The sequence below is a fragment of the Cellvibrio sp. ATLC23 genome, from assembly GCF_057196725.1.
Genome location: NZ_JBXUOS010000001.1, coordinates 280,846 through 295,253, shown reverse-complemented (window position 1 = coordinate 295,253; position 14,408 = coordinate 280,846). Strand labels below are relative to the sequence as shown.

13 protein-coding genes are annotated in these 14,408 nt (G+C 47.1%); 11 read left to right on the top strand and 2 right to left on the bottom strand.

All coding sequences use genetic code 11. The features are described 5' to 3' along the window. Positions 1-136: 136 nt before the first annotated feature. Positions 137-349: a hypothetical protein gene (locus AC2CG4_RS01215; protein ID WP_484484518.1), complete on the top strand. Its 213-nt coding sequence runs from the start codon at positions 137-139 to the stop codon at positions 347-349. A gap of 55 nt (positions 350-404) precedes the next feature. On the opposite strand, the gene AC2CG4_RS01210 is transcribed toward AC2CG4_RS01215, so the two are convergent. Continuing rightward, entirely contained in the window at positions 405-1,847 is a 1,443-nt protein-coding gene (locus AC2CG4_RS01210; RefSeq protein WP_484484517.1) for a GGDEF domain-containing protein, read from the bottom strand. Between the two features lie 172 nt (positions 1,848-2,019). On the opposite strand from AC2CG4_RS01210, the gene AC2CG4_RS01205 reads away from it, so the two are divergent. The 10 genes from AC2CG4_RS01205 (at position 2,020) to AC2CG4_RS01160 (ending at position 12,551) form a co-directional block, all read left to right on the top strand. Further along, positions 2,020-3,177, top strand: coding sequence for a glycosyltransferase (locus AC2CG4_RS01205; RefSeq protein WP_484484516.1), 1,158 nt, complete (start codon positions 2,020-2,022; stop codon positions 3,175-3,177). Positions 3,178-3,317: 140 nt separating this feature from the next. Beyond that, the gene (locus AC2CG4_RS01200) at positions 3,318-4,625 is read left to right on the top strand and encodes an HD-GYP domain-containing protein (RefSeq protein WP_484484515.1); all 1,308 of its coding nucleotides are present in this window, start codon (positions 3,318-3,320) and stop codon (positions 4,623-4,625) included. A 51-nt stretch (positions 4,626-4,676) separates the two neighbouring features. Next, a complete protein-coding gene (locus AC2CG4_RS01195; protein WP_484484514.1) occupies positions 4,677-4,964 on the top strand; it encodes a hypothetical protein in 288 nt (95 codons plus the stop codon). Then, on the top strand, positions 4,957-5,184 hold the full coding sequence (locus tag AC2CG4_RS01190) for a cysteine-rich CWC family protein (RefSeq protein WP_484484513.1): 228 nt from the start codon (positions 4,957-4,959) through the stop codon (positions 5,182-5,184). The genes AC2CG4_RS01195 and AC2CG4_RS01190 overlap by 8 nt, the downstream gene beginning before the upstream one ends. After that, complete coding sequence (locus AC2CG4_RS01185; RefSeq protein WP_484484512.1) at positions 5,181-5,618, top strand: hypothetical protein; 438 nt, start codon at positions 5,181-5,183, stop codon at positions 5,616-5,618. Before AC2CG4_RS01190 ends, AC2CG4_RS01185 begins: the two co-directional genes overlap by 4 nt. 305 nt (positions 5,619-5,923) lie before the next feature. Beyond that, the gene (locus AC2CG4_RS01180; RefSeq protein WP_484484511.1) at positions 5,924-7,765 is read left to right on the top strand and encodes a hypothetical protein; all 1,842 of its coding nucleotides are present in this window, start codon (positions 5,924-5,926) and stop codon (positions 7,763-7,765) included. Between the two features lie 159 nt (positions 7,766-7,924). Continuing rightward, positions 7,925-8,455, top strand: a complete 531-nt coding sequence (locus AC2CG4_RS01175; RefSeq protein WP_484484510.1) for a shikimate kinase — start codon at positions 7,925-7,927, stop codon at positions 8,453-8,455. Between the two features lie 106 nt (positions 8,456-8,561). Next, complete coding sequence (locus AC2CG4_RS01170; protein ID WP_484484509.1) at positions 8,562-9,278, top strand: YceH family protein; 717 nt, start codon at positions 8,562-8,564, stop codon at positions 9,276-9,278. Positions 9,279-9,332: 54 nt separating this feature from the next. Continuing rightward, positions 9,333-9,713 (top strand): YggL 50S ribosome-binding family protein, encoded by a 381-nt coding sequence (locus AC2CG4_RS01165; protein WP_062064076.1) that lies wholly within the window; start codon positions 9,333-9,335, stop codon positions 9,711-9,713. A 693-nt stretch (positions 9,714-10,406) separates the two neighbouring features. Next, the gene (locus tag AC2CG4_RS01160) at positions 10,407-12,551 is read left to right on the top strand and encodes a methyl-accepting chemotaxis protein (RefSeq protein WP_484484508.1); all 2,145 of its coding nucleotides are present in this window, start codon (positions 10,407-10,409) and stop codon (positions 12,549-12,551) included. Between the two features lie 79 nt (positions 12,552-12,630). Here the strand turns inward: AC2CG4_RS01160 and AC2CG4_RS01155 are convergent, their stop codons facing one another. After that, entirely contained in the window at positions 12,631-14,148 is a 1,518-nt protein-coding gene (locus tag AC2CG4_RS01155) for a family 16 glycosylhydrolase (protein ID WP_484484507.1), read from the bottom strand. Between the last annotated feature and the right edge of the window lie 260 nt (positions 14,149-14,408).

Here is a 14,408-nt window from a genome sequence, read left to right as displayed (position 1 = left end):
ATAAAGTCGCTAAAACATTGGGTGATAAGGATTATTCATTGACTCGAGCAGCATCTGACATAAAATTATTGCTGACTGCGCCGGTGCTTATTGTTCTCCGGCGTGTTTATCCAACCTCGACTAGGTGATCCAGCATATGCAATTACAACAAAAACTAGGCTTCGGATTTATTCTCTTTGGTGTTGTCATCATTATCGGGATGTATTTTGTAGCCAATGGTGGGGCGTTTTTATTTTCCGCGCTTATTGGTTTAATGGCCGTTTTCTTTGGCGCTTTTCAATTGATGATCAGCGCAGACATGACCGCAACACCCACAGCCAAAAACAAACCCAAGAAAAACCGCAAATAACCTCTAGTTGCATGGATTGCCAATTATCCCGTGCAATCCATGCCCAACCCCAGATTTATTCTGTTGCCAACGCAACCTGATTGCGCCCCAAATGCTTGGCCGTATAGAGCGCTTGATCGGCACGTTTAATCCAATCACCTGCAGTTTCATCAGGCAACAACTCCGCTACCCCCAAACTAATACTCAGCGGCTCTTGGACACCAAAGTTTGCAGCACATACGGCTTGCCGCAACTTCTCTGCAACACTAGCAGCGGCGGCGAGGTTAATTTGCGGCAGAAGAATCAAAAACTCTTCGCCCCCCCAGCGCCCCAACAAATCAGACTGCCGCAGGTTGCCACTCAAAATATCGCTTAGATGGCGCAATACCTTGTCGCCCGTTGGGTGGCCGTAATTGTCATTCACTGCTTTGAAATGATCGAGATCCAACAAAATCAATGCGGTTGATTGTTGGTAGCGCTGCGCCCGCTCTAGCTCATCCTGTATTAAGGATTCCATATGGCGACGATTAAATAACTGGGTCAAGGAATCAGTAATAACCAATATATTGGCGGCGGCGAGCGCATGCTGTAATGCATGAGTGCGCTCATCTACCCGCGCCTCCAAATGACTTTGGTAGTCGAGATTGTCATCTAACACTATGCCCATCAATAACATGGGCGTCCCCAGTGCGAGCACAATCAGCGACCAACGACTAAACGCTTCAATGCCCGCGCCAAAATTCAGCGGATCAAGCCCGAGTATGACCATTAACGCCGCACTGCCGCCCGCGACGGCCACAGCAAGCGCAGCGCCAACAAAACGCAAGCGAATAATAATAAAAGCCACCAGCGGAAATAATAATGCCGCTAGCGATGGCTCAATCCGGGCCAACAAGAGAGGAATTGGAATTGCCAACGCGCTGAAAAAAAGTGGGTAACTGATTATGGCGGCGGCGTTGCGGCGAAGCGCAAGCCATAATGGCACCAGTAGAAAAAGCCCCTGCATATCCGCCAATACCATCATCGTAAACCGCGTTAATAGCTCATCGATATGAATAATCCCCACGGCCAGATGTAAAAGCGCAATACCCGCAATACTGACCGACACCGCCACAACAATGGCGGCTAAAAAACGCTGTAACCCAATACGACTAAAGCGCGGTTCCCGATCCAGGCGCCATAAACGCCAAGCGAGAAAACTTTGCAAGGTATCGAATAAGGGGCTGAAAAAAATCAGCGCCGCCGTGCCAGCTACACCATTGTCAGGCATATCCTGCAGGGCATAAGGCGTATTGATTAACAGCGATGCAAACAACACAACAGGGATGGCAAGGCGGCCAAACTGGCAAAACATGATCAAGCCGACCCCTGAGGCCAGCCAAACCTGAGCGAAAAAGGTGCCGGGAAAAGCAGCGTAATGAATCCCTAAATGGCCGAGCGCTGCATATACCAGGATGAGTAAAAGCGCCTGTGACCAAGGGAATAGCGCTTGGGTAGACGCCGTAGATGACCAAAACAAACACACCTCCACACCCTATAACTCCGATAAGTATAGTAATGTTTGTCGCTTAAACCATTGCTGATCACAAAATAAACCACTCTCATTTCGACATCATCCTGCAACAATTGCCCGCTAATCTGAAGCTCTTGAGCACGCCAGCTCACCCATCAGAATGCGTATCAGGTTCACCATGAATTCAGCGTTGCAGCAACTATCCAGTGTAGGCCATAAACTAGACGGCACACTCCAACGCTATAAATCCGTGCTCTATCCACAGCGATACCTGCAATATCGCCGCTGGCTGAAACAGCAGCGGCGAGATGTTCCACAAAACCAACCGCTGGTGGTGTTTGATTTTCGCGATACTCGCATCGACGGCCCTCAGGGAAGGCGCTTTTATTGCCTATTTATCTTTTTTATTCGCGCCGGGTTTTATCCGGTATTGCGCGACAACTATTTTGCCCTAGGCAACATTCAGGAAAAGTTCAAACAACTCTGCCTGCAAGAAGATTTTTCTGTACTCCAACACGAGCGTGATTTACCGCAGGACTATTTACTGATTACCGATAAGTGGTATTCAAGCCTCGCGCGCAACGCGAAAAAAATCATTACGGTCAACTACCAACCGGATTATCAGGCAGGCGATGCTTGCTTTCCTATGCCGTTTCCAATGTTCCCACCTATTTATGCCGCACAGCAGGATTTGCAGTTGGAGACCTTTCGTCAACAGCAGCGCCAATGGACGGTATTTTTTGGCGGCGATGCCGAGCACGGCAAATACAATAAAAAATCGATTCGGAAAATTTATGCCAAATTAAGCCGCGCCCAATTATTGCAAAGCATCGAGAAAATACTGCGACCAGAATGCAGTATCGAATTACAAAATGAGGGGATGCTGCAAAACGCAAAAGAAAAGCACCATACCGGACTAGTAGTTATGAATACCCGACAATGCAAGGTCGCAGCGGAGGACTGGTTGAGCACTATCGCCCACGCTCACTTCTTTTTAGCCTGCCCCGGGGTACGCTACCCTATGTCGCACAATATTATTGAGGCAATGGCGGTGGGTAGCGTCCCCATCACCCAGTATCCGGAAATGTTTTTTCCAGCTCTGGAAGATGGAAAAAATTGCCTGACCTTTCGCAATGAAACGGAATTACAAACCGTTATTGTTAAAGCGATGGCAATGGATGAGAGTACTGTTAGCGCCTTGGCACAAGCAGCCGCTAGCTATTACGAACAGTATTTAGCACCCACAGCCAGCATCCAACAATTGCTTGACCATCGGCCAAAGCGCATCAGCTTGCGCATATTGCCCTTCTTAAAAGCTGGCGGTGGTTTTGCGTAACGAAGCTTCTTGAAATAATAATTTATCTTCAATGTCTGGCGTCTCCCGTTCTCTGATCTATCCTTACAGCAGCTTCTAATCCCTGTACTGACCGCACACCTTCGGTGTGTAAACGGCAGTCTATCCGCTTGGAAACCTGTATGACCGACAGCCAGCAAAACTACTATTGCCTGAACCTTATAGAGGTAAACAAAAAACAGCCCGTTGCGGCGAATCAAAACATTTATAACCAGCAAGGGCTACTGCTATTGTCGGAAGGCGCCAACCTCGACGAAAAACGCTCGCAGGTGCTACTACAACACAAACTAATCAAACCCCTGGAGCATTGTGTCGGCATCGCCAACAGCATGAATGCCCAACAACTATTTGTTTATTTAAATAAGTTCGCCAAAAACTTACCCGGTCTCTATGCCGTCACGAACAATGAGAGCTATCAAAAAACCCTGCGCTTGGCCTGTTTGTATTATGAGAAGTTTCCACTCTTACAACAAAACCTGACCGTACTCGCGTTACGCGCAAAGGACATTTATCATCAAGGTCTTTTCAGCGCTTTGGCAGGTATGGCCATCGCACGCAAACTTAACCTCAGCTTGCCAGAAATTCACGCTACCTTTATTGCCGGTCTATTTCACGATGTTGGATTTTTATATCTAGCGCCTAAACTACGGGAAAAAAACCATGGTTTCAGTACCGAGGAGTGGAAAGCCTTACAGGTACACCCACTCATCGCCCAACGCTTTTTAGATATGGTGCCAGGGCTACCCAAAGAAATCGGCATGGCAATTGCCGATCATCATGAGCGTATCGATGGCACCGGTTATCCTCGCCATATCTTTGGCGATAAAATTTCCAAGGTCAGCCAGATTCTTGCAGCAACCGATCATATCGTTTTTAATCATAGTCGCTACGCAGATTATGGAGTACATGCACATAGCATGTTGCTCGCGGCATTAAAACTCAGCGACAATATTTATTTGGAGTCGATTTATAACGCGGCAACTATTTTATTCAAAGAAACACCACCCCCTACTGAAGCACTCGTGCAACTGCCTTCTATTAATTTGTTGCTCGCCCGGCAAAAAAAATTGCGCAACCAATTTGAAACAGCTAAAGGGCTCGCACAGCAACTATTTGCAAGCAGTAAAAATCCACTAATACGCTCGGTCACCGCCGTGATGGGCAGACTCGCCATTTCCGTAGTGCGCAGTGGGATTTTGCAACCAGAGCAGGAAGATTGGCTAGTCAATATCAGCACTGACCAGAGCAATTCCGACAGCTGGTCCCTGGTTGAAATCAGTGTGATGCAAGACCAGATTTACGATCAACTAGTACACCTTAAAAACCTGATGGAACGCATCATTGAAAGTATTGCGCGGGACGATGCTCAATTTAATCACTTTACCAATACGCTCGATCAAATCGACCTACACGAGACAGCGCTCGTCTAGCTAGGTTAAAAACCTTTATACTGAGGTTTTTCCAGTTATAGAGGTACTCCCGTGAATTACGATGCCCGCACCAACACTTCCGACGCCGAGCGCACTGCCTTTGTTCAATGGCTCACCCAACAAACCGTCGCCGAATTACAAGCCGCACGCGACAACGAAAGCGCAATCCACGCGGCGGTAAAAAATTACGTCAAACATGCGCTGGATGCCCATCTCCCCTTTGAAGATATTGAAGAAATACTCGGCATCAATGAACCCTGTATTATGGATTTAGCGGAGCTATCCGAGGCCGATGAAGAGGCCGTTGTCGATGCGTTTGAAGACCTGTGTAATGCCTGATGCAGTCACACCGCTAGCGCACCGCCAATGCCCCCTGTGCGGTCAACCCAATCATTGTACTCCCGCAAATACCGGCAGTTTTGCCGGTGCTTGCTGGTGTAAAACACAATTATTTCCACCCGAATTACTGGCTCAGCTTGCTCCCGATCAGCGCACCAACAGCTGCATCTGCCAAACCTGCGTCAATCACTTTCACACCCAACAATCACACCCACTATGACAATGAATCACTGGCAAATCCAAAACTCCGCACAAGGCGTTCACTATGTATTTACGCCTGCAGTACAAACGCCACTAAAAGACGCGCTGGAAACCTGCGCCGCAAAAGCCATTAGCCTATTGGATGAAAACATTCAGGACGAGTCGCTCTATCTATTATTTGAATGGAATGCCATTCACGCCGACCTGAGCATTGTGGTCACCGATGCCAGCAAACAACAGGATTCGAGTATTAACGTCAGTACTCGCTTTGCACAACTGCAACACGAGCTGCAGTCATTACCGGAAAATGAACAACAAGAAAAAATCACCGCCACCAATGAGCTGGTGAAATTTTTATTAAGTGATTACCTCGCCAGTTGCAGCGCTTTTTTTCGTTACTCATTGGTTTCCATATTTCATTCAAGCACGCGCGACAACAGCCAATTACTATGATTTTTTATATTTAAAAAATATCCAATGCAAGCCGTAAAACCAAAAACAGAAAACTCGCATTTCATAAAAGCAAAATAGAATATTAAAAACAAAAGCGGAAATTTAGTAACAGAACATTTTGAGTAAATTATCCACATAGAAATCTATTTTGTTTATTTGGTTGGTTGATACGACATATTGCGCAGCGACCTTTGACAGCCCCTACCCTCATCCCTTATCAATAACGGGCACAAGGAAATATCCCTTTCGATAGGTGCATTAATCTTTATGGATTACTTCATCACTCTTGTCGCAAGGGGGTTTTTATGCAGGCCAGGAATAGCTTGTTTTCAGCCAGTATGCTGCTGTTATTGAGCAGCACAGTCATTGTGTCAGCCGCATCGGCGCAACATACCACCAGCAAACCAAGTGAACTCAACATCACCAAATTAGACGACACAACCGCCACCATTAGTGCGCGTTTCTCCACATTATCTGAACGCGAAAAAAAGCTCAGCATTATGCTCGACAAAAACATAATCACTTTATCGGATGATGGAGAAAACGGTGATCTACGCGCTGGCGACGGTTTATTAAGTGCCAAAGTAGAATTTGATTTTGATGCGTTTGCCAAAGCAAATAAACAATTGGCACAAACCGCAGCCAATAAAGAAACGCGTTTTTTTGCATCAGGAGGAAGGCAAGAATTAACGCAACAGCGGATTAACATCGGCGCCAACACACTGGACTTTATCGGCTTAAATAACGGCAAAGAAAAACTATTTTCACTGCCATTTGATGCATCCAGCATTAAAACCAATCAGCCGATTGCACTGCCGCTGTTAAATTTCCCGCTGGGCTTACCTGGCGATATAACACCTGCTGCAACAGCCGTTAGCATTCCGCAATCGCTGATGATTACCGACATCAGCGTAGTGAATGACTCCAGCCGCACCTGGGCATGCGCCACTAACAATACATCGCCAAATGGCAATCCGACCGGCGAATGGACTTTTTGGCGATTAATGGAAAATATGGCCAACGGCACCTCGTCCACTTCCGACTTTATTAAAGTTTTATTTAAGCACTGGACAGTTAATCAAACAATCAACGGTTTCAATGTTGCCGCTCGCCCCGGTGTTTATCAAAAAGTGATTAAGGATTGGGAAATTCGCAGCGGTGGCCCAAGCGCAACCCTGTTACCGCAGGAAAGCCCATTTCGGTTGCTCGGCATTGTATTGCGCGCTGATTTGCGCGGCGGCACCGGCCCCTATGCCAGTGGTGATGCAGGCGAAGGCCGCTTTGTATTTGCCCTGCACGATGGCAACTGCAACAACCTGAGCAAAACCCTGATTCTCGAATACAAGGTGCCCATCGCAGGCTGTACGAATATTCGCACCTGGGCGCAAAAATGGGTCGCTCTGGCCAGTTCTGCCAATTACAACAGCGATCTGGAAAATCTGACTAATGCGTTCACCGCAGCGGGTGCCAGCCCCTCATCACCAAACCAAAGTGCGATAGGTCAAGTGCGCACCAATGAACTATTGCCCGGCTCACCATTTTGGGAACTGCGCGAATTTGTGCTACCCACCAGCGGCGGCAACTTGATCGAGACAGATGTAAAACAAGAGCCCCATCTCAGCTTCAATAATTCGGCTACGCTGGCCACTTACATCAATAGCAATTGGCCGCTACTGGTCGGCCCACCTGCGGGGCAGCACACAATCCCGCTAAGTTTTTTAGGCAACCCGTTTGCAGCTGGCAGTGCGCCTGTTATGTCGATGTGGAATGCACCAGCAGGCTTATTAACGGTGCCTGTGACACCTGCACCAGTAACACCACCACCGGCTACTGTGCGAGATGATGCGCTCTTTGAACTGGCACTCAACACCTGCAGCGGCTGTCACCTGATGGAAACCGGCACGCCCTTTGCGCATTTGGATTACAACTCGGTTCCCGGAATGCCAGCTCAACTCTCTGGTTTTCTCACCGGAATCTCCATTCCAGACCCGCGCAACCCGGCGGTAATGCGCAATTTCAATGATTTGGCCCGCCGCGCAACAGATTTAAATCTGGCCGCCAGCATGAGCTGCAGCAAAATAGCGCCGCTCGGCAATCTGCTGTTAAACCAATTAAGCACCCCGGCACAGCTTAGAGCCGTTCACTAATACGCTGTATTTTTGTCACTACCACTCAACCACAAGCGCTCCTTGCGCCTGTGGTTTTTTCATTTTAATCAAATCGAAAACCTGGTTAGCGGTTACCATGGCATAGAATCAGCTATAGTTGTGAAACACCTCGCCACACCACTGCCGCAGGAACCCGTTATGAATCCCTATCACCAAAGCCTTATTTTGATTGGAATGCCCGGTGCAGGAAAAAGCACCCTGGGATTATTACTGGCAAAAAATCTAGCCAAAGATTTTGTCGATACGGATTTGTTAATTCAGCTGGAACACCGCAAAACCCTGCAAGATATTTTGCATGAAAAAGGCTATCTGGCGCTGCGTCAAGCAGAAGAGCAAGTGCTGCTTCAGGCGCAATACCCCAATCATATCATCGCCACCGGTGGCAGCGCGGTTTACAGCGCGACCGGTATGCAGCATTTAAAACAATTCGGCCCGATTATTTTTCTGGATGTCAGCATCGCCACACTGGAACAGCGCATCCACAATATGGAGACCCGCGGCATAGCGCGCCCCGCCAATCAAACCTTTGCCGATGTCTACGCCGAGCGCCGCCCGCTGTATTTGCAATATGCCGATATAGTGATCGATTGCAATGGCAAACATCAGGAGCAATTACTAGATGAGATCATCTACGCCGAGGCCGATAACTTTATTCAGGACGAGGCCTAATCGCCCAAGGATGAACTGCTCAGCCACAAAAACCCGTTAAAAGGGGTGAAATCCGGTGCCTATGGGCGTAGAGTTGCAGCCCCGTTTAATACCGCCGAGATGCATTATGGAACCTACCAGCACCGCCCTTCCTCCAGAGGAACCCGCCCTGCTCAATGCCATTGAAGCTCGTGTGTTGGGTTCGCTGATGGAAAAACAGCTCACCACTCCCGACCAATATCCTTTAACGCTGAACAGTCTATTACTGGCCTGCAACCAAAAAACCAGCCGCGAACCGATTAGCAATTACGAAAGCGGCGCCGTGCAACGCTGTGTAAGCGAACTGCAAGACCGCAACTACATCGCCGTCGATTACGGCAACCGCGCCGCGCGCTACGACCAGCGCCTGACCCGTGTGTTGAGTGTGGACAAACAGACCCACGCGATTTTGACGGTATTGCTGCTGCGCGGCCCGCAGACCATCGCCGAAATATTAACCCGCACCCAGCGCATGGCGGAATTTGCCAGCCACCAAGCACTGGAAGAAAAACTGCAACAGTTGTGCAATAAAACCAAACCGCTGATCGTTCACATTCCACGTCAAGTTGGCCAGCGCGAAGACCGCTATACGCACCTGCTCTGCGGCGCACCCGATCTAGCCGCTATCGCCGCCATGCAAAATGCCAGCACCAGCAGCTCTGCCAGTAAAAGCAGCAACAACGATGAACAAGTAACACAGCTGGAACAAAAAGTTCAGCAGTTAGAAAACCGTATCGACTTGTTGGAAAAACAAGTCGCCACCCTGATGGATTTAAATGGCGTAAGCAATGCTGACCTCAGCTAAGCGCCGCCACGCAAATTTTTAATGCAAGTTTGATGTTAAAGAAAGGTAAAAACCATGACCGCAGTAAGCCATGCAAACGACAATACAAACAACAAAAAAGCCCCACAGCGCAGCAAACGTTTGCGTAAGAAATTATTTCAAGACGAATTCGCCACCTTTGGTTTTGAACTGGAATGTGAATTCAAAAATGATTTGACCGACGAAACCATCAGTCAATTTGTCGATAGCTTTTTTATCGACGCCATTAACGCCGAAGGCTTGGCATTTGGTGGCGGCTTATCCAGCAAACGCCTGTCCGGTTTTGTCGGCTCCAACAAACGCTACGGCTCCGCCACTGAAGCAGACAAAGCAAAATTGCTCGCATGGCTTAAATCACAGCCGCAAGTTGCCACAGTAGAGCTGGGCGATATTATTGATGCGAATTACTATATTTAATTCGTAATCGCCAGTAATAAAAGAGCCCGCACAATTATGTTGTGCGGGCTCTTTTTATTCTGTGAATTTTTTAATTTTTCTAAAACTACTTAAATAACCCCGCATTACGTTAACCTCCATGCAGGCCGCTTGCCGAACTTTAATGACATCAACTTCGCATAACAGACAAGGACTGACATTAGCACTTACGGTAGGTTGCTGGTGAGGAACGAACCGCAACATGACATTCTTCCCAATTGCGATTCAAATCCCTCGCCCGACCTATCGATAAAAAACCAATATTGAAGTTAAAAATTCGATGCATAGCGCATGCTGCGGAACTTCGCATTTCGGCCGAGACTGTGTAAAAACCAAAAATTTTTCGCGCGATTAGATTTTATTGGCAATAAATTGTTCATACGACCCCAGCCGCAATATGCTCTTGGATGATGTTATCAGTCGTCATTGGATACGACTAACAATGGAAAACGATTAGGTGCCAAAATGGATCGTTTTAAATCTCAATGCACCAAAATAATCACACAAATGCTCCAAAACAGACCAAATTTGTATTAAGACTCAGTTGATTGCTTATTTTTACCAGCACTAATGAACTGGCGCACATTCTGCATTGCGTCAGATACAACATAAAAAAACAAAAAAACTATCCCTCTAAAATGACTACAGCACTCTAGAAGCAGGTGAAGAAGACCTATGCAACATTTAGTAAGCGAGACTATGCAATTGTCGCCCGCGGAGCGAGGCTGGCTGAATTGGTATGGAAAGACAGGCAAAATTTCCATGGGCTGGTCTTGCTGGTTGAACCGCAACCGCTACCCGATCATGGAACAAACTTTCGACAGTATCGCCAATACCCGCACCAAAATTTTACAACAATGGGCCAAACGCCAGTGGGCACAATTGGAATCCTGCCGCAGCCAACTGCAACTGCAAGATGAGAATTACGACGCTATTTTGCGCAAGACATGGCAGACCATGAGCGACTGCACCGAACTATTTGTTATTGATCGACATGGAAAAGTAGTTCTCTCCACTTATAACCGCCGAGTGGGTGCGGGCGATTTAGATCCGCGCGCAGTAACGGCAGGATTAGCCGCACCCTTTTTACATGGACCCTATAAAGATGCCGAAACATTACACATAGGTAAACGCAGTTCTGCTTTTCACGACCAAGTCACATTGATGTTTTATTTGCCGGTGGAATTAAGTGATAGTACGAAAGGTTGCTTGTGTGCACGTATCCCCAATGATGTATTAGGTGATTTAATTCAGCGCGAAGCTGGGCATATTTTCACCGAATCGGGCGATAACTATTTATTCATGGTGCAATCCCATTTCGATCCCGCGATTAAATCCGGCACCGCCTTATCCCGCTCGCGCTTTGAGGACAACACCTTTTCTCACGGTGAAAACTTAAAGTCAGGCATTCATACCAACTGGGGCACAGTCAAAATACAGCATCATACGGAATTTGAAATCCGTTTTACTGACCCAGCTACCAACGAATTACACCCTGGCGTGCGCGAAACCATTCGCAAGGGCAGCAATTTATTTGTCACCTACCCCGGCTATTCCGACTATCGCCATATTCCGGTAGTTGGCAAAGGGGTGACTTTTAATCTGCAAGGATCACCCGATACTTGGGGCATGATGTGTGAAGCGGATTTAGAAGAAGTCTATCGCCACCGCTCACTCAATTTTAAATTAATGAATATTTATGCTACCTGTGTTGGCAGTGGGTTTTTAACCAACGCAGCACTGCATGAATACACCAACTGGTCGAATCTTCTGATCAATACGTTGACCTTATTAACCTTTATCATCGGTGGATATATTTTTAAACAGCGTGGGCCGCGCAAACTGGCGCGACGTTTAGGAAAAATGACCGAAGTCATTCACACCATCGCCGAAGGCGGTGGCAACTTACAACAGCGTTTGGATACACGAAAATTAGCAAATGATGAAACCGGCGATTTAGGGCGCTGGACCAATAGCTTTATCGATAACCTCGACCATATTGTGGGCGAAGTCATTCGCGCCGCCGATGAAGTGATGAAAAACAGTGACAGCTTACTCAAGCGCAATAGCGAAGCCAATCAATCATCCACACATGTATCTAATTCCATGGAAAAAATGTTGGAATTGGTACACACCCAATTACAGGAAATCAGCAATGCCTCTGGCACGGCCAGCGATATGAAAAAAGTAATGGAAACTGTAGTAGAGCAAGCGCGCAGTCAATTTGAATCAGTGCGCACCGGCACTCAAACTATTCGCGATGTAGTGGAGACCTCTGCACGCACCATCCATACTTTAAATAATCGCACCAGTGAAATTGGCAATATGGTGTCATTGATTAGCGACATCACCAGCCAAACAAACTTACTTGCACTCAATGCAGCAATTGAAGCGGCGCGTGCAGGTGAACATGGGCGCGGATTCTCGGTTGTTGCCGAGGAGGTTCGCAATTTGGCGGGTAGAACTGCCAGTGTTGCGCAGGATATTGGCGAAAAAATTGAAGCCATCCGCAATGAATCGCAAACGGCGGCGGCCTATATGGAGGCCAGCGTTGCCGATGTAGATCGTGGTTTACGTTTAGCCGAAGAGGCATCAACCGATAATTCGCAGCTGCATCATATTGTCGAGCGCATGTTTGACATTATTCATCACATTGACAACAACAGCCAACAACACGGCCACCATGTACGTGAAGTGACGAGTGCAAGTCACACCATGAATAAGGTCGTGCGCGCATTGCAAACCAGTTCGGATCGCTTGAAAAATACCGCCACCAAACTACATCAGTTAGCCGGTGTATTTCAGGTAACAGCGCGTTAAGTCATTTTAATTTTCATCGTCAATAAAAACGGCAACCATCTGGCTGCCGTTTTTTATTACTCAACTTTACAGCTAAATATTATTGATAAACCCGTACATAATCCACATACATGCGTTGCGGGAATACGCTGCCTGCATCCGTATTACCTGGCCATGTTCCACCCACAGCAACATTCAACAGCAAGAAGAAAGGCTGATCAAAAACCCAGTTGCCATAAGACTGCACTTGCGCGCGAGTCACTGAATAAAACTGGATATTATCGCGGAACCAACGAATACCATTCGCATCCCACTCCACCGCGTAAACGTGGTAATTCACATCCACATATTCACCCATATTATGGGTTCCCATAAACGGGGTATTGCCTGAATAACCTGGGCCATGCAGAGCGCCATGGGTCGTCGTTGGCTCAAAACCTACGTGTTCCATAATGTCGATCTCACCGGAAGTGGGCCAACCCACTGAACCTAAATTATTGCCCAGCATCCAGAACGCGGGCCAAATGCCTTGTGTTTGTGGCAGTTTTAAACGCGCTTCAATGCGGCCATATTTAAAAGTTTTTTTATCGCGCGACACCATACGTGTTGAGGTGTATTCACAGCGCCCATACCAACAATTGTAATTTGCTGGATTGTCGCGACGCGCCTCAATGACTAATACATTGCTACCGGCTGCAGGATCATTTTGGATGAATGCATTTTGTCCACCCGTGTAAAATTGGCGCTCATTGTTACCCCAACCGCCGCCACCCGTTTCAAAGGTCCAATTAGCAGTATTGATACTGTTGAATTCATCGGAAAATACCAATTGGCGACCGCTCGCTGCGGCACGCACAATAACCGAGGTGACATTATCGTTAAAACCTTCGTTATTTAAGCAATCATCATCTGCTGTTACTACACGCGACGCACCGGTAAAATTATCACCCTGATATAACACCGCTTCATACCCCGCAGTCACACGCAGCGATGACATATCGTTATCGATAAAACCACGCGCTTGTAACGCAGCCAAATTGTACGAGCCGACATCCAACCCGACCGACCAACCGGTAAAAGGGCAATGCTGGAACACAGTTACTTTTGCTGTGCCACCACCATTAGCAACTACTTCAATCCAATTAAAATTCCACCCGTTGGTTTTGGCAAACACACCAAGGCTGTAATTGCCGGCATTTAAATTGACGGTACGCGATACCGTTGTCCAATTTTGCCAACCTCCCGTCGCGGGTATAATAAAATCCCCCAGCACAATCGAACCGCCATTTAAATCGACCGAGGCGGTTGCACCATTGGGTGAAGCGACTCGCATGCGAATGGTATAACTTCCGCTAGTAGGGATTGATAAGTTATTAAACGCGAGCCACTCATTGGCCTCAATCCACCCGACGTTATAACCACCGCCCGTATCGCTAGTGGCTTCTATATCTACCGCATCGCCGCGAAATGCACCACCAGTATTGCCAGGCGTTGTATCGTAAAAAGCATTGTAATTTTCCGCTTGAAACACAACTGCATTCGCTACCGATGAAACACCCATAACAGCAAAAAACATTGCTGATAATAATGTCCATCGCACTGATTTTTTATTCTTCATAATGAAATTCCAATTATAAAATTTGTTAAGGTATGGCGCTAATGCGAAACCAATATAGCTAGCCTTCATAAGCGATAGAGTAAAAATAACGATAAAACGGTTAGAGAACATAATCGGCATCCGGCTATTGTTATATTTGGATACCGAACCGATAGTGAGTATAAAAATATTAGGTAAAAATTCAATCATCCTGCGCTGACAATATAATGTGATCATTGAAAGCCACATGTAAAAAAATACGTTTTAAAAAAAGTCGAACT